At 70.8% G+C, this 24,580-nt stretch carries 23 protein-coding genes; 14 read left to right on the top strand and 9 right to left on the bottom strand.

Annotation, left to right across the window (positions count from 1 at the left end):
* Positions 1-32 precede the first annotated feature (32 nt).
* Positions 33-845 carry a MerR family transcriptional regulator gene (locus tag AB0L64_RS09135; protein WP_363709383.1) on the top strand — a complete coding sequence of 271 codons (813 nt, stop codon included), beginning with the start codon at positions 33-35 and terminating at the stop codon, positions 843-845.
* Positions 846-848: 3 nt separating this feature from the next.
* On the opposite strand, the gene AB0L64_RS09130 is transcribed toward AB0L64_RS09135, so the two are convergent.
* The 4 genes from AB0L64_RS09130 to AB0L64_RS09115 all read right to left on the bottom strand — a co-directional run bounded on the left by AB0L64_RS09130 (position 849) and on the right by AB0L64_RS09115 (position 3,840).
* On the bottom strand, positions 849-1,613 hold the full coding sequence (locus AB0L64_RS09130; RefSeq protein WP_363709381.1) for an anti-sigma factor: 765 nt from the start codon (positions 1,611-1,613) through the stop codon (positions 849-851).
* The gene (locus AB0L64_RS09125; RefSeq protein WP_363709379.1) at positions 1,594-2,172 is read right to left on the bottom strand and encodes a sigma-70 family RNA polymerase sigma factor; all 579 of its coding nucleotides are present in this window, start codon (positions 2,170-2,172) and stop codon (positions 1,594-1,596) included. Before AB0L64_RS09125 ends, AB0L64_RS09130 begins: the two co-directional genes overlap by 20 nt.
* Before the next feature lie 121 nt (positions 2,173-2,293).
* Entirely contained in the window at positions 2,294-3,004 is a 711-nt protein-coding gene (locus tag AB0L64_RS09120) for a class F sortase (RefSeq protein ID WP_363709377.1), read from the bottom strand.
* Positions 3,001-3,840: a DUF4397 domain-containing protein gene (locus AB0L64_RS09115; RefSeq protein ID WP_363709375.1), complete on the bottom strand. Its 840-nt coding sequence runs from the start codon at positions 3,838-3,840 to the stop codon at positions 3,001-3,003. Before AB0L64_RS09115 ends, AB0L64_RS09120 begins: the two co-directional genes overlap by 4 nt.
* A gap of 167 nt (positions 3,841-4,007) precedes the next feature.
* Between AB0L64_RS09115 and AB0L64_RS09110 the strand changes: the two genes are divergently transcribed.
* The gene (locus tag AB0L64_RS09110; protein WP_363709373.1) at positions 4,008-5,345 is read left to right on the top strand and encodes a TIGR01777 family oxidoreductase; all 1,338 of its coding nucleotides are present in this window, start codon (positions 4,008-4,010) and stop codon (positions 5,343-5,345) included.
* Positions 5,346-5,359: 14 nt separating this feature from the next.
* Here the strand turns inward: AB0L64_RS09110 and AB0L64_RS09105 are convergent, their stop codons facing one another.
* Both AB0L64_RS09105 and AB0L64_RS09100 read right to left on the bottom strand, forming a co-directional pair.
* On the bottom strand, positions 5,360-6,589 hold the full coding sequence (locus AB0L64_RS09105; protein WP_363709371.1) for an NAD(P)/FAD-dependent oxidoreductase: 1,230 nt from the start codon (positions 6,587-6,589) through the stop codon (positions 5,360-5,362).
* Between the two features lie 271 nt (positions 6,590-6,860).
* Positions 6,861-7,625, bottom strand: coding sequence for an ANTAR domain-containing protein (locus AB0L64_RS09100; protein WP_363709369.1), 765 nt, complete (start codon positions 7,623-7,625; stop codon positions 6,861-6,863).
* Between the two features lie 70 nt (positions 7,626-7,695).
* Between AB0L64_RS09100 and AB0L64_RS09095 the strand changes: the two genes are divergently transcribed.
* Positions 7,696-8,328: a hypothetical protein gene (locus tag AB0L64_RS09095; RefSeq protein WP_363709367.1), complete on the top strand. Its 633-nt coding sequence runs from the start codon at positions 7,696-7,698 to the stop codon at positions 8,326-8,328.
* Positions 8,325-8,822, top strand: coding sequence for an RDD family protein (locus AB0L64_RS09090; protein ID WP_363709365.1), 498 nt, complete (start codon positions 8,325-8,327; stop codon positions 8,820-8,822). Before AB0L64_RS09095 ends, AB0L64_RS09090 begins: the two co-directional genes overlap by 4 nt.
* Here AB0L64_RS09090 and AB0L64_RS09085 read toward each other — a convergent pair.
* Positions 8,797-9,177: an SHOCT domain-containing protein gene (locus AB0L64_RS09085; RefSeq protein ID WP_363709363.1), complete on the bottom strand. Its 381-nt coding sequence runs from the start codon at positions 9,175-9,177 to the stop codon at positions 8,797-8,799. The genes AB0L64_RS09090 and AB0L64_RS09085 overlap by 26 nt on opposite strands.
* 220 nt (positions 9,178-9,397) lie before the next feature.
* Here AB0L64_RS09085 and AB0L64_RS09080 point away from each other — a divergent pair, with 220 nt between their 5' ends.
* Positions 9,398-10,324, top strand: coding sequence for a YhjD/YihY/BrkB family envelope integrity protein (locus tag AB0L64_RS09080; protein WP_363709362.1), 927 nt, complete (start codon positions 9,398-9,400; stop codon positions 10,322-10,324).
* On the opposite strand, the gene AB0L64_RS09075 is transcribed toward AB0L64_RS09080, so the two are convergent.
* Entirely contained in the window at positions 10,253-10,660 is a 408-nt protein-coding gene (locus AB0L64_RS09075) for a hypothetical protein (protein WP_363709360.1), read from the bottom strand. The genes AB0L64_RS09080 and AB0L64_RS09075 overlap by 72 nt on opposite strands.
* Positions 10,661-10,744: 84 nt before the next feature.
* Positions 10,745-11,563 (bottom strand): neutral zinc metallopeptidase, encoded by an 819-nt coding sequence (locus AB0L64_RS09070; RefSeq protein ID WP_363709806.1) that lies wholly within the window; start codon positions 11,561-11,563, stop codon positions 10,745-10,747.
* A gap of 34 nt (positions 11,564-11,597) precedes the next feature.
* Between AB0L64_RS09070 and AB0L64_RS09065 the strand changes: the two genes are divergently transcribed.
* Genes AB0L64_RS09065 through menC form a run of 9 tightly spaced genes read left to right on the top strand, consistent with a single transcriptional unit; the run spans position 11,598 to position 24,570 of the window.
* Complete coding sequence (locus AB0L64_RS09065) at positions 11,598-12,986, top strand: serine hydrolase domain-containing protein (protein ID WP_363709358.1); 1,389 nt, start codon at positions 11,598-11,600, stop codon at positions 12,984-12,986.
* 26 nt (positions 12,987-13,012) lie between these two features.
* The gene (locus AB0L64_RS09060) at positions 13,013-14,551 is read left to right on the top strand and encodes an ABC transporter substrate-binding protein (protein ID WP_363709356.1); all 1,539 of its coding nucleotides are present in this window, start codon (positions 13,013-13,015) and stop codon (positions 14,549-14,551) included.
* A 4-nt stretch (positions 14,552-14,555) separates the two neighbouring features.
* Entirely contained in the window at positions 14,556-15,554 is a 999-nt protein-coding gene (locus AB0L64_RS09055; RefSeq protein ID WP_363709354.1) for an ABC transporter permease, read from the top strand.
* Entirely contained in the window at positions 15,555-17,462 is a 1,908-nt protein-coding gene (locus tag AB0L64_RS09050) for a dipeptide/oligopeptide/nickel ABC transporter permease/ATP-binding protein (protein ID WP_363709352.1), read from the top strand.
* Positions 17,459-18,211, top strand: a complete 753-nt coding sequence (locus AB0L64_RS09045; protein ID WP_363709350.1) for an ATP-binding cassette domain-containing protein — start codon at positions 17,459-17,461, stop codon at positions 18,209-18,211. The genes AB0L64_RS09050 and AB0L64_RS09045 overlap by 4 nt, the downstream gene beginning before the upstream one ends.
* Positions 18,208-21,483: a serine hydrolase gene (locus tag AB0L64_RS09040; RefSeq protein ID WP_363709348.1), complete on the top strand. Its 3,276-nt coding sequence runs from the start codon at positions 18,208-18,210 to the stop codon at positions 21,481-21,483. The genes AB0L64_RS09045 and AB0L64_RS09040 overlap by 4 nt, the downstream gene beginning before the upstream one ends.
* Positions 21,483-22,595, top strand: coding sequence for a M20 family metallopeptidase (locus AB0L64_RS09035; protein WP_363709346.1), 1,113 nt, complete (start codon positions 21,483-21,485; stop codon positions 22,593-22,595). The genes AB0L64_RS09040 and AB0L64_RS09035 overlap by 1 nt, the downstream gene beginning before the upstream one ends.
* Positions 22,592-23,467 carry a GNAT family N-acetyltransferase gene (locus tag AB0L64_RS09030; RefSeq protein WP_363709344.1) on the top strand — a complete coding sequence of 292 codons (876 nt, stop codon included), beginning with the start codon at positions 22,592-22,594 and terminating at the stop codon, positions 23,465-23,467. The genes AB0L64_RS09035 and AB0L64_RS09030 overlap by 4 nt, the downstream gene beginning before the upstream one ends.
* Entirely contained in the window at positions 23,464-24,570 is a 1,107-nt protein-coding gene (gene menC, locus AB0L64_RS09025) for an o-succinylbenzoate synthase (RefSeq protein ID WP_363709342.1), read from the top strand. The genes AB0L64_RS09030 and menC overlap by 4 nt, the downstream gene beginning before the upstream one ends.
* Positions 24,571-24,580 lie beyond the last annotated feature (10 nt).

Here is a 24,580-nt window from a genome sequence, read left to right as displayed (position 1 = left end):
GACCCGCTGTCCCGGAGGAGATGGTGTGGCCGGTGGGGCGTGTCGCGGAGATGCTCGGCGTCCCGACGGTGACGATCCGGAGCTGGGAGCGGCGCTACGGCATCGGCCCGTCGCAGCGCAGCACCGGGCAGCATCGGCGCTACTCGGCCGACGACGTGGCCAGGCTGCGCCGGATGATCGCCTTGATCGCGAAGGGCGCCGCGCCGGTGGACGCCGCGCGGCTGACCGCGGGGACCGGTCCGAACGTCACCGAACCCGATGCGCTGCTCGCGTCGGCGGAGTCGTACCGGGTCACCACGATGGCCGAGATCCTCGACAACCTGCTGCAGAAACGCGGCGTCGGGCCGGCCTGGAACGAGGTGATCGCGCCCGCGTTCCACGAACTGGAGCGCCGGTTCACCGACATCGGCGACTGCATCGATCTCACGTTCCTGCTGGCCAGGACGGTCGAGGACGCGATCGAGCGGTACGTCGCCGAGCGCGGCCTGCAGCGCACCGGACGCCCGTGCCTGCTCGCCATCTGCCCCGACGAGCGCCACACCTTGCCGATGACGGTCCTGCGTGGCTGTCTGCTCGAGCGGGGCATCCCGGCGATCGCTCTCGAGGCAGGTCTGAACGACGACGCCGTGGTAGCGGCGGCGGAGCGGACCGATCCCACGGTGGTGGTGCTGTGGACGACGCTGCGGCGCAGCGGCCAGACCGCCCTCAGCAGGCGCCTGCAGCGGCTGGGGCACCAGGTCCTGAAGGCAGGCCACGGCTGGCCCGGTCCCGATCGTGAGCTGGACGACCTGGACGGGGCCGTGACGCGAATCGTCGCAGCTTCTCGTCAGATGCAGCGGGCCTGACGGTCAGCTGGGCAGCGTGCCCCGGATGATGCTGTCGTGGGAGTGCTCCGGGTTCCCGTCGTCCGGTTCGAGGGAGATGTCGACGATGCGGTAGCCCTGGCCGGTCAGGTCGGACGGGATCTGGAAGGTGCCGCCCGTGCTCGGGTTCAGCACGCCGAGCGCGACCATCCGCTTGCCGTCCTCGTTGATCAGCCAGACCTCGTAGAAGCCCGGACTGGCCGCCAAGCCCGTCGCGCTGACCTTCAGCTCGATCCCGTTGGCTCCGCGGAGGAGGTCGGCGTTGCCGTCGCCGGACTTGCCGGCCAAGGGCTCCAGCTTGGCGACCGCCTCGGAGGTCGGCCCGCCCGCGTCGTCCGAGGTGACCAGGAGGGCGCCGATCGCGCCGACGCCGATGCCCACCACGGCAGCGATGCTCGCAGCGATCGCCAACGCGGTCCTACCGACCGGGCGTCGCCGTGGCGTGAGCTCGGCAACGGAGGCGTCGGGCACGGACGACGGCACAGCTGACGGTGCTGATCGTGCGGATGGCCGCGCCTGCGTCGCGCCCGGCTCGAAGCCGAGCTCGGCGCCGATCCGGTCCCAGACGTCGGCGGGTGCCGTGTCCAGGCGCGGCAGCTCACCACCGAGGTGCCCCGCGACGACCCGCAGCTCCTGCAGGCTCTCGCGACAGCGTCCACACAGCCGCAGGTGATCGGCGGCGGCATCATCGGGCGTCTCGCCGTCGATGACCCACTGGGCCAGCAGTTCCTCATCCAGATGTGTCGTCACCTTTCACCTCCTTCAGTCTGTCACGCAGGTGCAGCAGGCCGCGCCGGACATGACTCTTCACGGTTCCGAGCGGCAGGTCGAGCTGCTCCGCGATCGCGGGGTACGTCTGGTCTTCGTAGAAGGCGAGGCGAAGGATGGTTCGGCGCGGGTCGTCGATCTTGGCCAGCTCGTCGGCCAGGACCACCTTGTCGACCGTGTCCTGATCGATGCGGTCCGGCGACGTCTCCCGGTCCAGCAGGCCGCCGGCCGCCTCGGCGTTGCGGTGCTCCCGGTTCCGGGCGGCGAGCCGGTCCGCGATCCGGTGCCTGGTGATACCCGTCAGCCAGGCGCCGAGCTCGCCTTGCGACGGGTCGAAGTTCGCACGCCCGCGCCAGGCGGACACGAAGACCTGCTGGGTCACGTCCTCGGCGTCGGTCCGGTCGCCGAGAGCTCGCAGCGCCAAGGTGAACACCAGGCCGGACCACTGCCGGTAGGCGTCCGCGAGGCTCTGCTCGCGGCCTTCCGCCAGACCTTTCGCAATATCGGGCGGCGACGGTGCGCCGGCCTCGATGCTGGTCACAAACGGCACTGTAGCGAATCTCCCGTGCGGGGGCCGGTGCCGACGGCCGGGCCGCGCCGAAACGTCACCGCGCCCAGGCGTCCGGTCACGTTGCGCTGATCCCGGACTCGCCGTACGGCGCTCATGTGGGCGCTGCCGTGACGACGAGGTTGTCCCGGTAGCCGCCGGCGGTGCGGTCGTAGGGTCCGCCGCAGGTGATGATCCGCAGCAGCGGCGTGCCGTCGCGATCGAAGACCCGGTCGAGGGCGAGGCTCGACTTCGCGATGTCCTCGACGGTCCGGACCCGGTAGCTGGTCGTCGAGTTGTCGCTCAGCCGGACCGTCACGAGGTCCCCGGGCCGGAGCTTCCGGAGCCGGACGAGGGGTCCCACGCCGTACTGCTTGCTGTCGAGGTGGCCGCCGAGGACCACCGAGCCGCGTTGGTCGGTCGTACTCGGCCCGAACCGGTACCAGCCGATGACGGCGGGATTCGGCGGCAGCTCCATCTGCCCGTCGGCCGCCACGCCCACGGCAACGACCGGAACGTCGACCCCGATGGCTTCGAGTCGCAAGCGGTTCGGCTGGACGACCTCGGCCGCGGTGGGCGGCTCGGCCGGCCGGACGCGAATCCCGTTCCCGGTCGTCGCCGGGGGAGCGGACGGAGCGGACGGAGCGGACGGAGCGGTCGATCGTGCCGGTGAAGGAGTGGTGGGGGACACCGGTGCGGTCTGCTCCGTCCGCTCGCTCCGGTCACTGCCGGCCGGTGCTTCGCCGGAGGACGAGCAGCCGGCCGCCAGGCCGAAGACCGGGAGTGCGGCCGTCAGGACGACGGCCGCACCGCGGGTGATTCTCACGACCGGGCACGCTGCCGGATGGCCGCCGTGCCGAAGCCGATCATGCCGAGGGCGACCAGGCCGAGTACGCCGGTGAGCCACAGGAAGCCGGCGGAGGTGTCCTGCGCGGCCGCCTGACCACCGGTTCCGCCCGGGACGCCGGACGGGTTGCCGTGCAGGCCGTCGATCGTCTGGACGGCCAGCTTCAGGTTCTTGTCCGCGGCGCTGCCCCACGCGTACACGATCGTGTTGGTGCCTTCCTTCAGGTTGACGTCGGCCGGGCCGATCGCGACGGTCGACGTACCGGCGAGGACCACGTCGGCCTTGACCGTGCCGGCCGGCAGGTCGGCCTTGGCCTCGTTGGGGTTGGTCAGGCCCTTGAAGACGGGCTTGCCGCCCGCGCGGACGTCGACGGCGGGCGCTGCCGCGTCGTGCCGCACGGTCAGGCGCGCCTGACCGGCCGAGAGCTTCGAGACGTCGTTCACGTACGGCGTCAGGACCGGCTTGCCGGCCGCGGACAGGTGCGCGACGACGGTGATGTTCGCGCCGCCCGGGACCTTGACGTCGTTCGCCTGGATGACCGCCGCACCTCCGGCGCCCGCGCCGGCCGCCGTGACTTTGAGGTCGTACGTGCCCTCCGGGAGCTTGACCGGGTCGGTCAGCGTTCCGGGCTTGAAGTTGGTCAGCAGTGCCTTGCCGTTGGCGTAGACATCGACCGTCGCCCCGGGCACCGCGTGCAGCACGGACACGGACGAGGTAGCTGCCGGCCTCGCTTCGGCGCTGGCAGCCACGGCCACCGGCGCACCGGCAACCACGAGGCCGGTGGCGAGCAGTGCAGTGACTCGACGCACGGACATAGGAACCCTCCTAGGATCGGACTACTTACCCCCTCTTCCGACGAAGCCGGCGGCGCGGATGCGGTGATTCCGAAATTTATGCAAAAGTGAGGCAACGGCCCGCGGTGGTTCGTGAGATGCTGGCCGACGTGGGGAACCCGGTTGGTGCGATCCGGAGGTAACCGTTCATGGGACTCACCCGTTCGGCAGTTGTCGCCGCGCCGCGGTCGGAGGTCTTCGCCTGGCACGAGCGGCCGGGAGCGATCGTCCGGCTGACGCCGCCCTGGATGCCCGTCAGCATCGAGCAGGAGGCGACCGACCTGTCCGGCGGCACCGCGGTGCTGGGGTTCCCGCTGGGATTCCGCTGGATCGCGCGGCACAGCTCGGCGGAGGTGCCGCAGCGGTTCGTCGACGAGTTCGACACGCCGTTGGCGCGGCAGATCGTCCATTGGCGGCACACCCACGAGTTCGTTGCCGAGGACGACGATCACACCAGGGTCGTCGACGACATCCGCAGCAACGTCCCCGGATTCCTGCTGCGCTCGATGCTGGAGTACCGGCACCGGCAACTGGCCGACGACCTCGCCGCGCTGCAGCGGGCGCATGCCACGGGGATGCGCCCGCTGACAGTCGCGGTCACCGGCACGCACGGAACCATCGGCCGATCGCTCTGCGCGCTGCTGAGCACCTCCGGGCACACCGTTGTCAAGCTGGTTCGCGGCGAACCACGAGGGGCCGACGAGCGTCGGTGGGACCCGGCGAGCCCGGATCGCTCACTGCTGGAGGGGATCGACGCCGTCGTCCATCTGGCCGGAGCCCCGATCGCCGGCCGCTTCACGCCACAGCACAAGCAGCGGTTGCGGGAATCCCGCATCGGTCCGACGACAGCTCTGGCAGAGCTCGCGGCTGCGACCGACGGGGGGCCGTCGGTGTTCGTCTCCGCCTCGGCGATCGGGTACTACGGCGCCGACCGCGGTGACGAGGAGCTGACGGAGAGCGGTGCCCGGGGGGAAGGCTTTCTCGCCGAGCTGGTGAGTGACTGGGAGCAGGCGACCGAGCCGGCTGCCGCGGGAGGCCTGCGGGTCGTGCAGGTCCGGACCGGCCTGGTGCAGACTCCGGCGGGCGGCACGTTGAAGGTCCTCTACCCGTTGTTCGCCGCCGGACTCGGAGGTCGCCTCGGAAGTGGTGAGCAATGGCAGGCGTGGATCGGCATCGACGACCTGCTGGACATCTACCACCGGGCGCTGTACGACGATCAGCTCAGCGGACCGGTGAACGCCGTCGCCCCGGCGCCGGTACGCAACCAGGACTACGGGGCCGTCCTGGCGCGGGTTCTGCATCGGCCCGCGCTGTTGCCGACTCCGTCGTTCGGCCCGCGGTTCCTACTCGGAGCTGAGGGTGCCGGCGAGCTGGCGGAGGCCAGTCAGCGCGTAGTGCCGACCCGCCTCGTCGAGGCCGCGCACGTCTTCCGCTACCCGGAGCTCGAGCCTGCCCTGCGTCATCTGCTCGGTCGAGCGCAGGGCTGACACTCGGCCTGCAGTCACCGCCTGAGGTCGCGGGCGACGGCTGCCGCCACTCGTCGACCGGACACCAGCGCGCCCTGGATCGAGCTGGTGTCCCGGTGGTCACCGCTGACGTAGAGCTGCGGACCGACCTTGGCAGGACTGGTGAAGACGTGGTTGGACCTCATCCGGGGGAGGGCTCGCGGGATGCGGTACTCCGCGACGAGCTCCCATCGGCTGGTGGACGTCCGGTAGAGCTCACCGAGCCGAGACCTGATCGCACTCAACGCCGGGGTGTCGCCAGGGACCGACGCCGCCACCAGCGCCTTTCCAGCGGGCGCGTAGGTGCCCGCCACCTCGCTCATGACCACCGTGTTCATGAGCGAGCCGGAGACGCCGTCCAGCATGAGCGTCGGCCGGCGGAGCGGCGGCTCGTCGACTGCGAAGTACCAGGTCGTGACCCCGCCCCACTCAGGAGCGCGGATCGCCGGTGCCAGCGCGGACGCCGCCGTACCGTCGGTCGCGATCACGACGGCCCGGGCCTTCAGGGGTACGGCGGAATCAGCTGAGCTGACCACACCGCCGTCGACCGAGTCGACGGTCGTCGACAGGCTGAGCGCATCGTCGGCCACGAGCTCGGCGAGGGCGCGCGGCAGCATCCGCATCCCGTCGGCGGGGACGGCGGCACCGCCCCGGACGAAGCATCTCCACACCAGGTGGAGCATCTTCGAGTTGGTGGTCAGCTCGGAATCCAGGAAGACACCGGCCAGGAACGGCCGGAAGATCTCCTCGATCGTGGGCCGCGAGATGTGCCACCTCGCGAGCTCGCGGCCGGTCTCGGTCGGTGCCGCCGCGCGGAGGCGGGTCGCGTCAATCGTGGTGTCCCGGAGGGTGAGAGCGCCGACGGCCACGGCATCCAGCGGGCGCTTGGCCGCGAAGCGGGCCAACGAGACCAGGGTCTCCCGGCCGCGCGACGAGAAGTCGAGATCCCAGCGCTCGTCGCGCCCTTCGGCGAGCACACCGCGGCTGAAGAACCTGAGGTCGAGGCTCTCCGGGGCGAGCAGTCGCCGGAGCTCCGGGTACGCCGGGAGCAGCACCTGGAAGCCCCGGTCCAGAAGGAAGCCCTCGACCTCGTCCGTGCGAACCCGGCCGCCGACCTCGTCGGCTTGTTCCAGCAGCTTCACCCGCAGGCTGGCGGCCTGCAGGTGGATCGTCGCGGCCAGACCGGCCAGCCCGGCTCCCACGACGATGACGTCGGCGTCTTCCACGACCTGTTCCTTCCCGTCCGCTCGTTTGCCGGTCCGTCTCGCCCCAAATCTATGCAAAGTCGATGCACAGTGGAACCCGTAACGCCGATGCCCGAGTGCGGCGAGTTGACAGTCGCCACCGGTGTGCGACTCGTCACGTACCGGAAGTACATGGCATCCAAGGCGTTGGGTACCGGTCGGTTGCGAAGTTGACCGGTCCGCCGTTCAGCAGAGAGCGCGGACCCGGCCCGCTGATTGCCTTCCCGGATCCGCGCCGGAGCCGGGAAGGCAATCAGCCGCCTTCGGTCCGCAGGCCGTGCTTGCGCAGTGCCGCGTCGAGCCCGTTGTCGTGCTGTGCGTCGACGAATTCCTTGGACAGCTCACGGAGCTTGACGTTGCCGTCCTGGGAGCAGCGTTTGAGGACGTCGAACGCCACGCTCGACGAGATTCCGTAGCGATGCATCAGCAGTCCTTGGGCCTGGCCGATCAGGTTGCGCGTGACGAGTGCCGTCCGGAGCTGCTCGATCAGCGTCCGGCTGTCGTCGAACAGCTGGATGTTGTCGAACGCGACGCCGGCGTTGAGCGCGAACAGCAGCGCCACGTCGTACGACATCCCTCCGAACGTGTCCGGCTCGGCGGAGAACAGGCTGAACGCCGCCGCGGCGTCGCCGTCGGCGGGCAGCGGGAGGAACAGGCAGCTCCGGTAGCCGGCGTTGATCGCCGCGGCGGCGAACTTCGGCCAGCGGTGATCCGCCGCCAGGTCGCCGATCCGGTGCGGCTCGCCGTACGTCAACGTGTCGTGCAACGGGCCGTCGGCGGCGATCAGCTGAGCGGTGAACATGGGCTGGGCGGGCTCGGTGGTCGGGTCCGTGGGCTCCTGCCGGGCGATCACCTCGGCCTCGCCGTCCGCGAGGATCGCGATCGCGGCCGCGTCGCAGTCCGGGACGGTTCGCACGATCCGGCTGACGAAGCGACCCAGCGTGCTGCTGACGTCGTCATCCGCCACCAGCCGGCTGACTTCTGCCAGCTCCTGAGCCAGTCCCAAGATGTCGTCCATGCGGCCATCATCGGTTGTCTCGCCCGCTGTGGATGAGGTGGGGGACGCGATCGTGTGCCGATGATGAAGGATGGACACGGCAGAGGCGTCCGGGCCGGAGCCCGGTTCGGCAGCGCATCGAGGTCCGGTTTTCGCCCTCGACGTGGTCATCGGGGCGTCGACCCTGGTGGTCGCGCGAACCGTCGCAGCCGGTCGCGGAGCGAGGCACGCGGTCGCCACGGCCCTTCAGGCTCCTCGCGCCGTTCCCGGCCAGGTCGCCGGCCATGTTCCTGGCCGCGAGCGGGTGGACAGCTGGGTGGCGGAGCTGGCACGGCGTGGTGAGCGGGAGCAGGACGAGCTCAAGGACCGGGTGACGTCGTTGGCCGACGACCTTGTCCGGGCGGTGCTACATCTGGTCCTCGACCGCATCGACCTGACCGAAACGGTCCGGCAGTATGTCGACGTGAACAGCATCGTCCGGGACGTCGATCTCGAGGCGGTGATCGGCCGGATGGACGTGGCAGGCCTGGCCGAGGGCGTGATCGCGGAGGTCGACATCGCCGAGATCATTCGCCAGTCCACCGGTTCGCTGACCTCCGAGACGGTGCAGAGCGTCCGGATGCAGGGCATCTCCGGCGACGAGGCCATCGACAAGGCCACCGGCCGGATCCGGGTGCGGTTCAGCCGCAAGCACGCGCCGACGGCGGCGCGGCCGGAGCCGTGAGCCTGGGGTCCGTCCCGGCGGAGGCGCGGCCGTTCCAGGGCAGACCGGCAGGGCTGGTGACCAGGACCGCCGCGGGAGTCGTCGACGTGATCGTCGTGCTGGCGTTGCTGATGATCGGGTACCTGGCGATCAACGGCGCGCTGTTCGTCGCCGACCCGCGGCACTTCCATTTCGTGAGCGTGTCGTCGGTGGTGAGCCGGACGGTCGGTCTGTGCCTGCTGATCGGCTACCTCGCCGTGGCGTGGTGGCTGAACGGACGAACGTACGGCTGCCGCGTGATGGGCCTGCGGGTCATCGCCGCCAAGGGCGGCCGGGTGCGGCCCCTCGTCGCGCTGGTGCGGGCTGTCATCTGTGTCGTGTTCCCGATCGGGTTGCTCCTGTGTCTGTTCGGCCGGCGCCGCCGTTCGCTGCCGGACCTGCTGCTGCGAACGGCGGTCGTCTACGACTGGCGAGCTCAGCTGCCGGTGGTCACGCTGCCAGCGCCTTTGCCTTGAGCGTGTCGAACTCGGTCTGCGAGATGGTGCCCTCGTCGAGCATCGTCTTGGCCCGCTCGATCTGATCGGTCGGCGTGGCCGTCGCGGCGACGTTCCGGATGTAGGTCTCCTGGTCGCGCTGCGCGTCCCGGGCCCTGCTCGCCTGACGGTCCGCCATCGACTTGCCACGCACGATGACGTAGACGAGCGAGGTCAGCAGCGGCAGGAAGAACAGGCAGACCAACCAGATGGCCTTGACAACACCGGACGTGTCCCGGTCGCGGAAGATGTCCGTCAGGATCCAGAACAGCATCATCAGGTACGCGACGAACGCGAAGCTGATGATGATGAACCACACGACGTTCCAGAATGACATGTCAGTTCCCTTCTCACTGTCGACCAAGCTCGACAGCCTGACTCTGCTCCGCCCCCGGCCGCCGGGCATCATCCTTGCTGGGGGAGCGCGCGTCCCGGGGAGGTCCTTCATCCCTCCTGGGTGAGTTCACCGGGTGCTCGCGCGCCTAGCGTCGAACTGCAGGCGCTGGACCGGGATCGACGGCGAATGCACCGGCCCGGCGACGGGTGAAGGGCGGCGAATGAAGCGGGAGTGGGCCGAGCATCCGCGCGTGCGGCGATTCGCCGGCTGGTTCCGGAAGAGCCTGATCGGCCGGATCGTCGTGGCCGCCCTCGAGATCAGGCTGTACGACCGGGCGCTGACGCTGGCCGGCAAGGCGTTCATCGCGCTGGTTCCGCTGCTGATCGTGGTGGCGACCCTGCTCAGCGGCTCGGGAGCGCTGGCGCTGGCCGACTGGCTGATCGACAAGTTCGAGCTCACCGGGGGAGCCGCCGACGCGGTCCGGTCGCTGTTCGGCCGGCCGCCGTCGGCATCCGGCGGCCTGACGATCCTGAGTGTCCTCACGGTCCTGGTGTCGGCGAGCAGCTTCGCGCGGTCCGTCCAGCGAACCTTCGAGGCGGCGTGGAAGCTTCCCGCCCGTGGTCTGCGCGGTACCGTCAACGGCATCCAGGGCGCGGGTCTCGTCCTCCTGGTGCTGTTCGTGCTCGCCTACCTCGCGAGCCTGACCGACGAGCTGCCCGGTGGCCGGATCGTCACCGTCCTGGCACAGACGGTCGTCGCGATCCCCGGCTGGTGGCTCGCCAGTTGGCTGTTGCTGACCCGGCGGGTGGCGTGGCGCCTCCTGTTGCCGGGGGCGGTGGTCAGCGCGTTCGGGCAGGTGTTCGTGGGTGCGGTGGGCAGCCGGTACGTACCGCACCTGATCGAGCGGAACGCCGAGCGGTACGGCGTCATCGGCGTCGCGATCGCGATGATCTCCTGGCTGGTGATCCTCGCGCTGCTGATCGTCGCGTCGGCGGTCGTCGGCGCCCAGGTGGGTGCCACGCTGGCCGGGCGCGGTGACGTGCCCGATCCAGCGCGGGAGCCCGAACGAACGGCGTCAGGTGCGGATCGCGCCCGGGCGGGTCAGGGCCCAGATCACCCAGATGTCGAGGCCGATCAGCAGGAGTGACCACCACGGGTAGTACGGGATGAAGAAGAAGTTGTCGACCGCGCTGAGCACCACGAGGAACAACGCTGACACACCGGCCCACGTGGCCCGGCTGTACAGCCCGAAGGCGACCACGAGCAGCAGGATGCCGAGCACGAGATGGATCCAGCCCCAGGCGGTGGTGTCCAGGTCGAAGGTGTACCCGCGGACCCTGATGAAGAACTCGTCGTTGATGATCGCGGCCAGGCCCGTGATCATGTGGAAGATCCCGATGATCACCAGCATCGTCGCCGCGAAGGTGATTCCGCCGACTGCCCAACCGGACACCGGCTGCTGTGATCGCTCTGTGCGACTCATCTCGCCTCCTCTTGTCACCCTGACCAGACGGTAGGCCGCGTCCGCAGGCTGCTGACTCACCCCTGACGGGTGAGCCGGTAGCTGTCAGGTGGTACAGGCGGTGACGCCGCCTTCGACGCCGGTGCTGAACGCCGACGTCCGCTGTTCGGCGTTTCCGTGGTCGCTGACGTCGGTCCAGGGGTAGTCGTCCGCGACCGCCGCGAGCGTCCTCGCGATCTCCTCGCTGTCACCGGGTTCGATCGTGATCAGGCCCTCGTCGGCCGCGCCCTGGAGTGCGGCTCCGGCGAGGCAGTCCGCCTGGAGTTCCGCGGCGACCGAGACGCGGTCGTCGCGCAGCCTTGCCTGGATCGCGTGGCCCCACTCGTGCGCGATGATCAGGTACACCCAGGCGTCGCCGATCTGGCTGTAGCCGGCGGCCATCAGGTTGTCGTCCCAGGCCACGAAATCACCCGGCCGGCAGTACACGGCGTTGAACGGCACGGACTCCGGTTCGCCTCCGCACGGCGGCCCGTCGGTCCCGACGTACGACCCGGCGACGCGGGGACTTCGGTACGGCTGACCGAACAGCTCGGCGAAGTGCCGGCGCCAGAACGAGTCCACGGCGTTCACGGCGTCCTGCTCGTCGGTCTTCATCGCTTCGCGATCGACTGCCGGCGTCACAGCCGCCGGCTGCGTGGCCGACTGGTCATACGGGTCCGAGGACGTCGTGTTGCAGGCGGCGACGAAGGCGACCGCGATCACGGCCGCAGCCAGCCGCCAGGTAAGCGTGCGCACGAGTACAGCCTCGGGGAGGGCGAGGTGACCCGCATCCTCCTCGCCGGGTGATCGCGGTGCCCCGGACCGGAGCCGGCGGGGTTGTCCGGCGGGACGGACAAGTCGGGCGGATTCTGTCCGGTGGGACAGATACCTGGGCGTGGCGGCTGTCTAGCTTGACGGCATGGCAGCGTTGACGGAGATCGAGAAGTGGCTGGCCGAGACCGTGCCGGGAGCCATCGAGCGGTACGACGTACCCGGGGTGGCGTGGGCGGTTCTGGCCGATGGAGAAGTGGTGGACGGCGCCGCGGGCGTCCTGAGCAGGTCGACGCTGGTCGACGCGACCGCGGACTCGGTGTTCCAGATCGGCTCGATCACGAAGCTGTGGACCGCCACGCTGGTGATGCAGCTCGTGGACGAGGGCAAGGTCGATCTGGACGTCCCGATCCGGACCTATCTGCCGGAGTTCCGGATCGCCGTCGAGGAGGCCGCGGCCCGCATCACCACGCGGCAACTGCTGTCGCACACGGCCGGCTTCGAAGGGGACATCTTCACCGACACCGGTCGCGGCGACGACTGCGTGGAGAAGTACCTGCAGGAGTTGCACGGGGTTGCCCAGCTGTTCCCGCCCGGTGAGCAGTTCTCGTACAACAATGCCGGCTACTGCGTCCTCGGACGGCTCGTCGAGGTGCTGAGGAACTCGCCGTACGACGGGTGCCTGCGCGACCACCTGATCGCGCCGCTCGGGCTCACCCACACCGCGCCCGGCCCGTACGAGGCGATCCTGTTCCGCGCGGCCGTCGGTCACATCGAGACCGAGCCGGGCGCCGGGTACCAGCCGGCACCGGTCTGGTCCCTGGTCCGGTCGAACGCGCCGGCGGGCTCCTCGCTCGCGATGCGGCCGCGAGACCTGCTGACCTTCGCCAAGCTGCACCTCGACGACGGCAAGGCCGCCGACGGCACGCAGGTGCTCGCCCCAGGAACCGCCGGCCGGATGCACGAGCAGCAGGTCGACCTCCCTGATCTCGGGTTGATGGGCACCTCCTGGGGCCTCGGCTTCGAGCGCTTCGAGACCCCTGACGGCCTGGTCATCGGTCACGACGGCGGAACCATCGGTCAGTCGGCGTTCCTGCGGATCATCCCCGAGAGCGGCGTCGCCGTCGCCGTGCTGACCAACGGCGGCGACGCCATCTCCCTCTACCGCGACGTCGTCGGGCATGTGCTGGAACAGCTCGGCGGCGTGCAGTTGCCCGCACTGCCCGAGCCGCCCGCCGCAGCGGAGCGGATCGACGCCGGCCGGTACGTCGGCACCTACGAGGCGGACGTGGTGGAGATGACCGTCAGCCAGGACGCGGACGGCCGGATCTGGCTGGAGCAGAAGCCGAAGGGGGTCTTCGCGGAGCTGGGCGAACAGGTCGAGCGTAAGGAGCTCGTACCGTATCGCGAGGGCAGCCTGATCCCGGTCGAGGCCGACCGCGGCATGCACCTGCCGCACGTCTTCGTCGGCGACGACGGTCACGGCCACGCCCTGTACCTGCACATCGGCCGGGCCGTCCGCCGGGCCGGCGCCTGAGATCCCTCGACGAAACGGATTCCGCCATGTTCCTCCGCGCTCCTGTCTGCGCCGCCGTCCTGGTCTCACTCGTTGCCTGCAGCAACCAGAGCGCCAAGGGCGGCGGTGACGCCCCGGTGGTGGACGGCGGCACGTTCACGATGGCGCTGCCGACCGATCCGGGTAACCTCGATCCGCAGTCGTCGGCCGCGGGCGCGCTGTTCACGGTGACCCAGCTGGCCTACGACCCGCTGCTGTCGGTCGACTCCGGCAACGGCGACATCCGGTCCGGTCTGGCCACCAAGTGGGCGGTGAACGGGAAGACCGTCACGCTGACCCTTGCCGACGGCATCAAGTGTTCCGACGGTACGCCGCTGACCGCGTCGAGCGTGGTCGCCAACCTGAAGTACGTCGGCGACCCGAAGAACAAGAGTCCGTTCCTCGGTACCTTCCTCCCGGTCGGCGCGACCGGGAAGGCCGACGACGCGACGAGGACCGTCACGATCACCCTCGCCACGCCGGCCCCGTTCGTCCTGAACGGCCTGGCCAGCCTGCCGATCGTGTGCCCGTCGGGTCTGACCGACCGCAAGTCGCTGGCGAACAAGACCTCGGGCACAGGACCGTACGAGCTGACTGAGGCCGCACCCGGCGACCACTACACGTACCAGCGTCGCGACGGCTACACCTGGGGACCGAACGGCGCGACGACCGCGACGCAGGGCATGCCGAAGACGGTCGTGATGAAGGTCGTCCAGAACGAGACCACGGCGGCGAACCTGCTGCTGTCCGGTGGTCTCAACGCCGCCGTGATCATCGGGCCGGACGCCCTGCGGCTCGAGAAGGCGGGTCTGTTCGCCACCAAGACGACGGCGTTGGTGGGCGAGCAGTGGTACAACCACGCCAAGGGCCGGGCGACCAGTGACGCGGCCGTTCGGATGGCGCTCACCCAGGCTCTCGACCTGCCCGAGCTCCGCAAAGTGCTCACCTCCGGGAAGGGCACGCCGCCGACCACGCTCGCGACGATCGAGCCGGCCGCCTGCGTCGGCGACACGCTCGCGCGGAGCTTGCCGGCGCGCGACGTGGCGGCGGCGAAAACCGCCGTACAGAAGGCGAATGTGCGGCCTCTGACGTTCTTGTACGACAACAGCCGGGGGAGCGGGGTCGCCGCGGCGGCCGAACTCGCCGTCCAGCAGTGGCAGGCCATCGGGGTGAAGGTCACCGCGAAGGGCATGAACGGCACAGCGCTGAACGAGACGCTGTTCAGCTCCGGTGACTGGGACATCGTCTGGGTGCCGCTGGGTGTCAGCAGTCCGGACCAGGTGGTGCCGTTCCTGTCCGGACCCGCCGCACCGAACGGAACCAACTTCGCCGCCATCCAGAACAAGACCTACGAGGCCACGGTCCAGAAGGCGGGTGCGATGTCCGGCAAGGCGAGTTGCCCGACCTGGCTGGAGGCGGAATCCGCGGTCGTGGCCGCCGCCGATCTGGTGCCGTTCGCGAACAGCGCGGTCCAGATGTTCGGCGCCAAGGCGCGGTTCGCGGCACCGGGACTCGTCCCGACCAGCATCCGGATGCTGGCGAACTGATCACATGACGACCACGGATCCGGCGCCCGGGATCGCCGTACGGCAAGGGTTGTGGGCGCACGACTGGGTGCGCTTCGGGGTACGGCGGGTGGGCCGCCTGCTCGTCTCGCTGTGGGTGGTGGTGACGGCCTCGTTCCTGATGATCCACCTGATCCCGGGTGACCCGGTCCGGGCCGCGCTCGGACCGACCGCACCGGCCGAGCTGGTGGCGGCCAAGCGGGCGGCGCTCGGCCTCGACGACCCGCTGTGGCGGCAGTACGGCGCCTACCTCGAGCGGCTGTTCAACGGCGATCTGGGCAGCTCGCTCGTGTCGCAGCTGCCGGTGTCCGACGTGATCGCCCAGCGGCTCCCGGCGACGCTGGCTCTGGCCGTTCTCGCGTTCGTCCTCGCGGTGACGATCGCGCTCCCGGTCGGTGTCGTGGTCGGCGTGCTGACCCGCGGCGGCCGGGGCCGGCGTACCGAGCTCGCGTTCACGGCCGGCAGCGTGATCCTCGGCATCATCCCGGACTTCCTGATCGGGGTCGGCCTGGTCTTCGTCTTCGGTGTCAGCCTGAGCTGGCTGCCGGTCGCGGGCAACCAGTCGCCGGCCGCCTACGTCCTACCGGTGCTGTGTCTCGCGCTCGGCCCGGCGGCGATCCTGGCGCGGATCCTGCGCGTCGAGCTGGTCAGCGTGCTCGACGCCGACTTCATCCGCACCGCCCGCGCCAAACGGCTGCCGGCCCGCGCGGTTTATCTGCGGCACGCACTGCCGAACGCGGCGACGGCCGCGCTCACCCTCGGTGCGCTGATCCTCAGCTCGATGGTCGCCGGGACCGTGCTGATCGAGAACGTCTTCAGCTGGCCGGGCCTGGGGATGACGATCGTGCAGTCGATCCTCGACAAGGACTATCCCGTCGTCCAGGGCATCGTCCTCGTGTACGGCGTCGGCGTGCTGGCCGCGAACACCGTCGTCGACGTCGCCCTCGCCCTGCTCGACCCGCGCTCGATCATCCGGGAGGACTGAATGCAGCGGCGACGATGGATCGGCGTACTCCGAACCCCGCTCGGACTCACCGCGACGGCCCTGGTGGTCGCGGTGCTGCTCCTGGCCGTTCTCGGGCCGGTGATCTGGTCGGGCCGGGCGAACGCGGTCGACACCGGCAACATCCTGGCCGGACCGTCGGCCGAGCACTGGACCGGGACCGACAACCTCGGCCGGGACATCTTCTACCGCGTGCTGGTGGCGGGGCGGCTGTCCGTCGAGCTCGCGCTCGCCGCCACCGCGATCGCGATCGCGATCGGCCTGCTGCTCGGCACCGCGCCGTTCCTGCTGGGGCGCCGGCTCGGCCGGCTCGTGACGGGCGCCGTCAACGTCGCGGTCGCCTTCCCGGGACTGCTGCTCGCGCTGTTCTTCGCCGTGATCTTCGGCGTCGGCGCGACCGGAGCCGTGCTCGCGATCGGGCTGGCCGGGGCGCCGGCGTTCGCCCGGCTGACACAGACGCTGGTCGCCGGTCTCGCCGCACGCGACTTCATCGCCGCCGCCCGGATCGCCGGGGTCGGCCGGGTCCGGATCCTGTTCCGGCACGTGCTGCCGAACATCGCCGAACCGCTGGTCGTCAACGCCACGCTCGGCGCGGGCGGAGCGCTGCTGGCCTTCGCGGGCCTGTCGTTCCTGGGCCTCGGAGTGCAGCCGCCGGCGTACGACTGGGGCCGGCTGCTGTACGACGGGATCGGCGCGATCTACGTGAACCCGGCGGCCGCGCTGGCGCCGGGTGCCGCCGTACTGGTCGCCGGGCTGGCGTTCAACCTGTTCGGCGAGACCGTGGCCAAGGGCCTCGGTGTCACCCGGCTCGGCGCCCTCCGCGGTGCGATCCCACAGCCCGTACCCGAGACCCGAGCCGCACAGGACGAACCGGTCCCGGACGTCGTGCTGGACGTCCGCGACCTCTCGGTGAGTTTCCCCGGTCCCGCCGGCGCGATCCGCCCGGTGCGTGGGGTCTCCTTCGCCGTACGACGGGGCGAGGCGCTCGGCGTGGTGGGGGAGTCGGGCTCCGGCAAGTCTCTCACCGCGCTGGCGGTCTCGCGGCTGATCGACGCCCCCGGGCAGGTGGACGCCGAGCGGGTCGAGTTCCTCGGGACGGACCTGCGCGGTCCCGACACCAAGGCGCGGCAGCGGTTGCTCGGGACCTCGTTGGCGATGGTGTTCCAGGACCCGATGACGTCGTTCAATCCGACGCAGCGGATCGGCGGCCAACTGGCCGAGGTGGCCCGCCACCACCAGGGGCTGGGCCGGCGCGCGGCGCTGGCCCGCGCGGCGGACCGGCTGCGGGCGGTGCGGATCCCCGCGGCCGAGCAACGGATCCGGCAGTACCCGCACGAGTTCTCCGGCGGGATGCGGCAGCGCGCGATGATCGGCCTGGGGCTGATGAGTACGCCCGCGCTGATCGTCGCCGACGAGCCGACCACCGCACTGGACGTCACCGTGCAACGGCAGATCCTCGAGCTGCTCGACGCGATCCGGCAGGCCGACGACGTCGCGCTGGTTCTGATCAGTCACGACGTCACCGTCGTCCGCGAGGTGTGCGACCGCGTGCTCGTGATGTACGCCGGCCGGATCGTGGAGGACCTGCCCGCGCACGAACTGACGAGCGGGGCGCGGCATCCGTACACGCGCGCTCTGGTGGCCGCCGTCCCCGATCTGGACACCGACCTCGATCAGCCGCTCGCCGTGATTCCCGGCCGGCCGGTCGCGCCCGCGGAGTTTCCGCCGGGCTGTGCGTTCGCTGCCCGCTGCCCGTTGGCCGACGAGCGTTGCCGGGCGGAGGATCCGCCGCTGTCGACCGACGGCGCGGGACACCGGGTCGCCTGCTGGCATGCGGGCGAGCCGATCGCGGTCGAAGCGTCGATCGACGAGCTGGTGGAGGCGCCGTGAGCGAGTTGCGTTTCGACGGCGTGCGGGTCAGCTACGGCCGGACCACGGCCGTCGACGGTGTCAGCCTGACGGTTCCGGCCGGTCAGATCGTCGGCCTGGTCGGCGAGTCGGGATCGGGGAAATCCACCTTGGCCCGGGCCGCGGTGGGACTCGCGCCGCTGGACGGCGGACAGATCCTGCTGGACGGCCGGCCGGTGCCGACGCGGGGCCGGCAGCGCCCGTTGCAGATGGTGTTCCAGGATCCGTACTCCTCGCTGGATCCACGGATGCGGATCGGTGAGAGCATCGCGGAGGTCGTCCCTCCGGGCGGGTCGCGCGCCGAACGCCGGGCCGAGGTCGAGCGGCTGCTCGGGCTCGTGCACCTCGACCCCGCCCAGGCCGCGTCCTACCCGTCGCAGTTGTCCGGCGGTCAGCGCCAGCGGGTGGCGCTGGCGCGGGCCCTGGCCGGTCGGCCGCGGGTGGTGATCGCCGACGAGATCACCTCCGCCCTGGACGTCTCGATCCAGGGCGCCGTCCTCAACCTGGTGCGCGAGCTCCAGCGCGAGCTCGGTCTGTCCATCCTCTTCATCTCGCACAACCTCGCGGTGGTCCGCTACGTGTCGACGCAGGTCGCGGTGATGTACCGCGGCCGGATCGTCGAGCAGGGACCGACCGACCGCGTCCTGGCCGAGCCTCGCGACGACTACACCCGCGAGCTGCTCGCCGCCGTCCCCGGGCCCACGGCCCCGACCGACAGGAGTACCCCATGACCCGACGGATGCGTATCGACGACCTGACCGAGCTCGCGGTCCCGTCCCAGCCGGCCCTGTCCCCGGACGGTACGCGGATCGCTTACGTGGTGAGGACTCTGGACGCCGACCTCGACCGCAACGTCGACGAGCTGTGGCTCGCGGCGACCGACGGGACGGCGGCTCGTCGCCTGACCGCAGGCCCGAAGGACGTCGCACCTGCCTGGTCACCGGACGGCACGCGCGTCGCGTTCGTCCGGGACGGACAGCTCGCCGTACTCACCGCCGACGGTGGCGAAGCGGAGACGCTGACCGATCTGTCTCTCGGCGCGGGTGCGCCGGTGTGGAGCCCGGATAGCCGGCGGCTGGCGTTCAGCGCGCTGGTCGATGATGGCACGAGCGGTCCGCTGGTCGCGGATCGCGTCGACTACCAGGCCGATGGCGCCGGCCGGTACGGCGTTGTGCGCAGCCAACTGCACGTCCTCGATCTCGCGACGCGCGACGTACGCCGGCTCACGGACGACTCGGAGAGCGCGGGACAACCCGTGTGGTCGCCCGACGGTACGACGCTCGCCTTCACCCGGCGCGTCGGCGACGACAGCGATCTGCGGTCCCGGACCGCCGTACACCTGCTCGCTGTCGACGACCCGAAGGCCGAGCCACGCGCAGTCGCGCTCACGGACGGTCTCGCGGCGACCGTCGACTACACGACGGACGGCAGCGCGTTGCTGGTCATCGGCTGGCCGGGCGAGCCGAAGGGCCACCTGCGGTTGCTGCTCGTTCCGCTGGACGGCGGGGACACTGTCGAGCTGTCCGGATCGCTCGATCGCAACGTGATGCCGGGTGCGACCGCGTACCCGGGCGGACGGCCGCAGGAGCATGACGGCCGGATCTACTTCTGCGTCCGCGACCGCGGCTGCACGGGCTTGTGGTCCGTCGCCCTCGACGGCACCGGCGCACGTCCGGTCCTGGCAGGTGCCGACCGTGTGGTCGGCGGCCTGTCCGTTGCCGCCGGCAACGCCGCGATCACGCTCGCCGGCATCACGTCGTACGGCGAGATCGCGGTCGTGGACCTGTCCACCGGCGACTCGACCGTGCTGACCGAGCATGGATCCGCCCTGAACGACCTACAGCTGTTCCCCCGCGAGGAGCGGACCTTTACGATCTCGGACGGGTCGCAGGTGCAAGCCTGGCTGGTGCGTGATCCGGACCGCTCAGGTCCCACGCCGGTGCTGCTCGACATCCACGGTGGCCCGCACAACGCGTGGAACGGTGCCGCCGACGAGGTGCACCTGTACCACCAGGAGCTTGCGGCGCGCGGGTGGACCGTGCTGCTCGTCAACCCGCGCGGCAGCGACGGATACGGCGAGGCCTTCTTCGGCGGAGCGGTGGGCGCCTGGGGTGTTGCCGACAGCAAGGACTTTCTCGAGCCGCTGGACCAGCTGGTCGCGGAAGGGCTGGCGGACCCGGACCGGTTGGCTGTCGCGGGCTACAGCTACGGCGGCTTCATGACGTGCTGGCTGACCGCGCATGACGACCGGTTCGCCGCCGCGGTGGCCGGCGGGGTGGTCAGCGACCTGGTCAGCATGGCCGGGACCTCTGACGACGGGCACTTCCTCAGCGCCCACGAACTCGGCGGCCTGCCCTGGACGCAGCCCGAGCGGTACGCCGCGATGTCGCCGATCGCGAGCGTGGCGGCCGTCCGCACCCCGACGCTGATCCTGCACGGCGCGGATGATCTCAGGTGCCCGGTCGGGCAGGCGCAGCAGTGGCACACCGCGCTGCGTGAGCTCGGCGTACCGACACGGCTGGTCCTGTACCCGGAGGCGTCACACGCGTTCATCCTGACGGGCCCGCCGTCGCAGCGGCTCGACTACAACCGCCGGATCGTTGACTGGGTCGAGCAGCACGTCGTCCGCTCGGGCCGCCCGCGCATCGATGTTGCGCACTGGCAGAAGCGGCTGACCCGGCTGGCGGAACGGCACCACGTGCCGGGCGCGCAGCTCGGCATCCTTCGCGCGGACGAGCAGGTCGAGGCGTCGTACGGCGTACTCAACCTGAACACGGGCGCTCCGGTGACGGCGGAGTCGGTGTTCCAGATCGGTTCGATCACTAAGGTCTGGACCGCGACCGTCGCGATGCAGCTGGTCGACGAGGGACTGCTCGACCTCGACGCTCCGCTCGTGGAGGTGCTGCCGGAGCTGCGGCTGAAGGACCCGGACGTGACGAAGGCCGTCACGCTGCGGCACCTGCTCACTCACACCAGCGGGATCGACGGCGACATCTTCACCGACACCGGCCGCGGCGACGACTGCCTGGAGAAGTACGTCGACCTGCTGGCCGACGCGGCGCAGAACCATCCGCTCGGCGCCACCTGGTCGTACTGCAACTCGGGCTACTCGCTGCTCGGCCGTGTGATCGAGAAGGTCACCGGCAAGACCTGGGACCAGGCGATGCGCGAGCGTCTGTTCACACCGCTCGGCCTGACCCACACGACGACGCTGCCGGAGGAAGCTCTGGTGTTCGCCGCGGCGGTCGGTCATGAAGAGCGGGACGGGAAGCAGCAGCCCGTCCGGGTCTGGGGACTACCGCGGTCGGTCGGACCCGCGGGACTCGTCACGTCGACGGTGTCCGACGTCCTGGCATTCGCTCGCTTGCATCTGGCCGGCGGTACGACGACCGACGGGCAGCGGGTGCTCGCCGAAGCCACAGCGACCGCGATGACCGAGCACCAGGCCGACCTGCCGGACAAGCACGTCCTCGGCGACTCGTGGGGACTCGGCTGGATCCGTTTCGGCTGGGACGGTCAGCGGTTGTACGGCCACGACGGCAACACCCTCGGGCAGGCCGCGTTCCTCCGGGTCCTGCCGTCGCAAGGACTCGCCGTCACGTTGCTGACGAACGGCGGCAACACCCGCGATCTGTACGAGGACCTGTACCGCGAGATCTTCGCCGAGCTGGCCGGTGTGGCGATGCCGGCGCCGGTGACTCCGCCCGCGGAGCCGGTCGAGGTCGACGTCACGCCGTACGTCGGAGCCTACGAGCGCGCGTCGGTCCGGATGGAGGTCGAGGCGACGGCCGACGGGCCGCTGCTGCGGACGATCCTGACCGGTCCGCTCGCCGAGCTCGTGCCCGACCCGGTGGAGGAGTACCCGATGGTGGCGATCGGGTCGAAGCAGTTCCTGGTCAAGCCGCCGGAGGCCGAGACCTGGGCGCCGGTGACCTTCTACGAGCTGCCGACCGGCGAACAGTACGTCCACTTCGGGGTGCGGGCGACGCCGCGGGTGAAGTGATGCTGACCAGCCTCCTGGCGGACATCCAGGCCCTGGTTGAGTGCGAGTCGCCGTCGGCCGACCTGTCCGCGGTCGCCCGCTCCGCCGCGGTGGTGGCGCGGATCGGTACGGCCCGGCTCGGGGTCGAGCCCGAGCGGATCGTGCTGGACGGCCGCACCCATCTGCGCTGGCGGCTCGGCGAGCGGCCGCGTGTCCTCCTGCTCGGCCATCACGACACGGTGTGGCCGATGGGGTCGCTGGCGACTCGCCCGTACTCGGTCGAGGGCGGCGTCCTGCGCGGGCCGGGCTGCTTCGACATGAAGGCCGGACTCGCGATGGCCTTCCACGCCGCCGCCGGACAGGACGGCGTCACGCTGCTCGTCACCGGCGACGAGGAGCTCGGCTCGCCGTCGTCGCGGTCGCTGATCGAGGACGAGGCCCGGGTCGCGGAGGCCGCCTTGGTGCTCGAGGCCTCCGCCGACGGCGGCGCGCTCAAGACCGAGCGCAAGGGCGTGTCGCTGTACGACGTACGGATCACCGGCCGCGCTGCCCACGCGGGCCTCGAACCTGAGCGCGGGATCAACGCGACCCTGGAGCTCGCGCACCAGGCACTCGCCGTGCATGCACTCGGCGCACCGGAACTCGGCACGTCGGTCACGCCGACAAGCTCCCGCGCCGGTACGACGACCAACACGGTCCCGGCCGAAGGGTCGTTCGCGGTGGACGTGCGCGCCCGGACGACCGCCGAGCAGGATCGCGTCGACGCAGCCATGCGTGCGCTACGACCGATGCTCGCGGGCGCCGCCATCGAGGTCGGCGGTGGCCCGAACAGGCCGCCGCTGGAGTCGTCCGCCGTCCTTCTCGAACGGATCCGCGCCGTCGCGGCCCGGCTCGGGATGCCGGCGCCGGCAACGGCCGCGGTCGGCGGCGCGTCGGACGGCAACTTCACGGCCGGCGCCGGGACACCGACGCTCGACGGACTCGGCGCGGTGGGCGGCGGTGCACACGCCGACGACGAACACGTCCTGATCGAGCCGCTCGCGGCACGGACCGAGCTCCTGCGCGCGCTCGTCGCGGACCTGCTGACCGATCCGATCCGGCACCTGACGACTACTGGCACGGGGCGACGATGACAAGAGCTGAAGACCAGGGTGGGCTGCGGGTCCTGGCCGACCCGGTCCAGGACCGCGCGACGGCCGCCGCGGAGGCGGCGGCGCTGAGTGCGGGAGTGGTGGTCCGCGAGATCTGGGACCTGACCGAGCTGGAGGGCGTGGTGCGGCTGTACGGCGCGATCTGGGGCAACGGCACCAACCCCCAGGTCACCGTCGAGCTGTTGCGCGCGTTGACCAAGGCCGGGAACTACGTCGGCGGCGCGTTCGCCGGCGGCCGGCTGGTCGGCGCCTGCGTCGGCTTCTTCCACGCCCCCGCCGAGGACGCCCTGCACAGTCACATCGCCGGGGTGTCCCGGGACGGCATCGGGCGTGGCGTGGGCTTCGCACTCAAGCTGCACCAGCGGGCCTGGGCGCTGCGGCGCGGCGTCTCGGAGGTGGCCTGGACGTTCGACCCGCTGATCAGGCGCAACGCCTACTTCAACCTGGTGAAGCTCGGCGCCCGGGCCGACGAGTACCTGCCGAACTTCTACGGCGCGATGACCGACGCGATCAACGGCGGCGACGACTCCGACCGGCTGCTGGTCCGTTGGCGTCTCGCCGATCCGGCGGTCATGGCAGCCTGCGACGGCACACCCGTCGCCGTCGGCACCAGCGCGGCGGTCGTTGCCCTCGGCATCTCTGCGGCCGGCGCGCCGGTCGTGGGTCCGGCGGATGACGCCACGTGCCTGGTCGCGGTGCCGCCGGACGTCGAGGCGCTGCGGGTGCGCGAGCCGGCGCTCGCCCGGCAGTGGCGGACCGCGGTGCGCGACATGCTCGGCGTACTGCTGGCGGACGGCGGGCGGATCACCGGCTTCGACCGAGCAGGTTGGTACGTGGTGAGGAGAGAGCAGTGAAGCTGACCGGTGTTGAACTGCGGCACGTCTCGATGCCGCTCGTCGCTCCGTTCCGTACGTCGTTCGGCACCCAGACCACCCGTGACGTCCTGCTGCTGCGGGTCGTCACCGACGAGTCCGAGGGCTGGGGCGAGTGCGTGGCGATGACCGATCCGCTGTACTCGTCGGAGTACGTCGACGGCGCTGCCGACGTACTGCGACGGTTCCTGGTGCCCGCGCTGGCGGCGGCCGGCCCGATCGATGCGCACGCGGTCGCCACGGTGCTGACGCCGTACCGCGGGCACCGGATGGCGAAGGCCGCGCTCGAGACCGCCGTCCTCGATGCCGAACTGCGGGCCGAAGGACGCTCATTCGCGCGCGAGTTCGGCGCGGTGCACGACCGGGTGCCGTGCGGGGTGTCGGTCGGGATCATGGACAGCCTCCCGGCCCTGCTCGATGCGGTCGGCACCTACCTGGACGAGGGCTACTTGCGGATCAAGCTCAAGATCGAACCCGGGTGGGACGTCGAGCCGGTCCGGGCGGTGCGCGAGCGGTACGGCGAAGACGTCCTGCTGCAGGTCGACGCGAACACGGCGTACACGCTGGCCGATGCGCGGCACCTGGCCCGGCTGGATCCGTTCGGGCTCCTGCTGATCGAGCAGCCGCTGGACGAGGAAGACGTGCTGGGCCACGCCGAACTGGCGCGGCTCATCGAGACGCCGGTCTGTCTGGACGAGTCGATCACGTCCGCGCGCTCGGCCGCCGCGGCGATCCGGCTGGGAGCCTGCCAGGTGGTGAACATCAAGCCCGGCCGGGTCGGCGGCTACCTGGAGGCCCGCCGGATCCACGACGTGTGCGTCGCGCACGGCGTGCCGGTGTGGTGCGGTGGGATGCTGGAGACCGGCATCGGCCGGGCCGCGAACGTCGCGCTGGCCGCGCTGCCCGGGTTCGTCCTGCCGGGCGACACGTCGGCGTCCGGTCGCTACTACCGCACGGACATCACCGAGCCGTTCGTGCTGGCGGACGGACAGCTCGCCGTACCGACGGGGCCGGGATCGGGGGTGTCGCCCGTGCCCGAGTTGCTGGACGAGGTCACCACCGGGGTCGAGTGGCTGGCGGTGTAGTTGTTGTCCG

The organism is Kribbella sp. NPDC051936 (genome assembly GCF_040680955.1).
Classification (GTDB): Bacteria; Actinomycetota; Actinomycetes; order Propionibacteriales; family Kribbellaceae; genus Kribbella.
This window is presented reverse-complemented; position numbering and strand designations above follow the sequence as displayed.

What these genes read in the sequence shown, in the direction of transcription:
- AB0L64_RS09115 (WP_363709375.1), bottom strand. Translation starts at nt 3,840, where the DNA reads ATGTCCGTGCGTCGAGTCACTGCACTGCTCGCCACCGGCCTCGTGGTT.
- AB0L64_RS09110 (WP_363709373.1), top strand. Translation starts at nt 4,008, where the DNA reads ATGGGACTCACCCGTTCGGCAGTTGTCGCCGCGCCGCGGTCGGAGGTC.
- AB0L64_RS09100 (WP_363709369.1), bottom strand. Translation starts at nt 7,625, where the DNA reads ATGGACGACATCTTGGGACTGGCTCAGGAGCTGGCAGAAGTCAGCCGG.
- AB0L64_RS09095 (WP_363709367.1), top strand. Translation starts at nt 7,696, where the DNA reads ATGGACACGGCAGAGGCGTCCGGGCCGGAGCCCGGTTCGGCAGCGCAT.
- AB0L64_RS09085 (WP_363709363.1), bottom strand. Translation starts at nt 9,177, where the DNA reads ATGTCATTCTGGAACGTCGTGTGGTTCATCATCATCAGCTTCGCGTTC.
- AB0L64_RS09080 (WP_363709362.1), top strand. Translation starts at nt 9,398, where the DNA reads ATGAAGCGGGAGTGGGCCGAGCATCCGCGCGTGCGGCGATTCGCCGGC.
- AB0L64_RS09075 (WP_363709360.1), bottom strand. Translation starts at nt 10,660, where the DNA reads ATGAGTCGCACAGAGCGATCACAGCAGCCGGTGTCCGGTTGGGCAGTC.
- AB0L64_RS09065 (WP_363709358.1), top strand. Translation starts at nt 11,598, where the DNA reads ATGGCAGCGTTGACGGAGATCGAGAAGTGGCTGGCCGAGACCGTGCCG.
- AB0L64_RS09060 (WP_363709356.1), top strand. Translation starts at nt 13,013, where the DNA reads ATGTTCCTCCGCGCTCCTGTCTGCGCCGCCGTCCTGGTCTCACTCGTT.
- AB0L64_RS09055 (WP_363709354.1), top strand. Translation starts at nt 14,556, where the DNA reads ATGACGACCACGGATCCGGCGCCCGGGATCGCCGTACGGCAAGGGTTG.
- AB0L64_RS09050 (WP_363709352.1), top strand. Translation starts at nt 15,555, where the DNA reads ATGCAGCGGCGACGATGGATCGGCGTACTCCGAACCCCGCTCGGACTC.
- AB0L64_RS09040 (WP_363709348.1), top strand. Translation starts at nt 18,208, where the DNA reads ATGACCCGACGGATGCGTATCGACGACCTGACCGAGCTCGCGGTCCCG.
- AB0L64_RS09035 (WP_363709346.1), top strand. Translation starts at nt 21,483, where the DNA reads ATGCTGACCAGCCTCCTGGCGGACATCCAGGCCCTGGTTGAGTGCGAG.
- AB0L64_RS09030 (WP_363709344.1), top strand. Translation starts at nt 22,592, where the DNA reads ATGACAAGAGCTGAAGACCAGGGTGGGCTGCGGGTCCTGGCCGACCCG.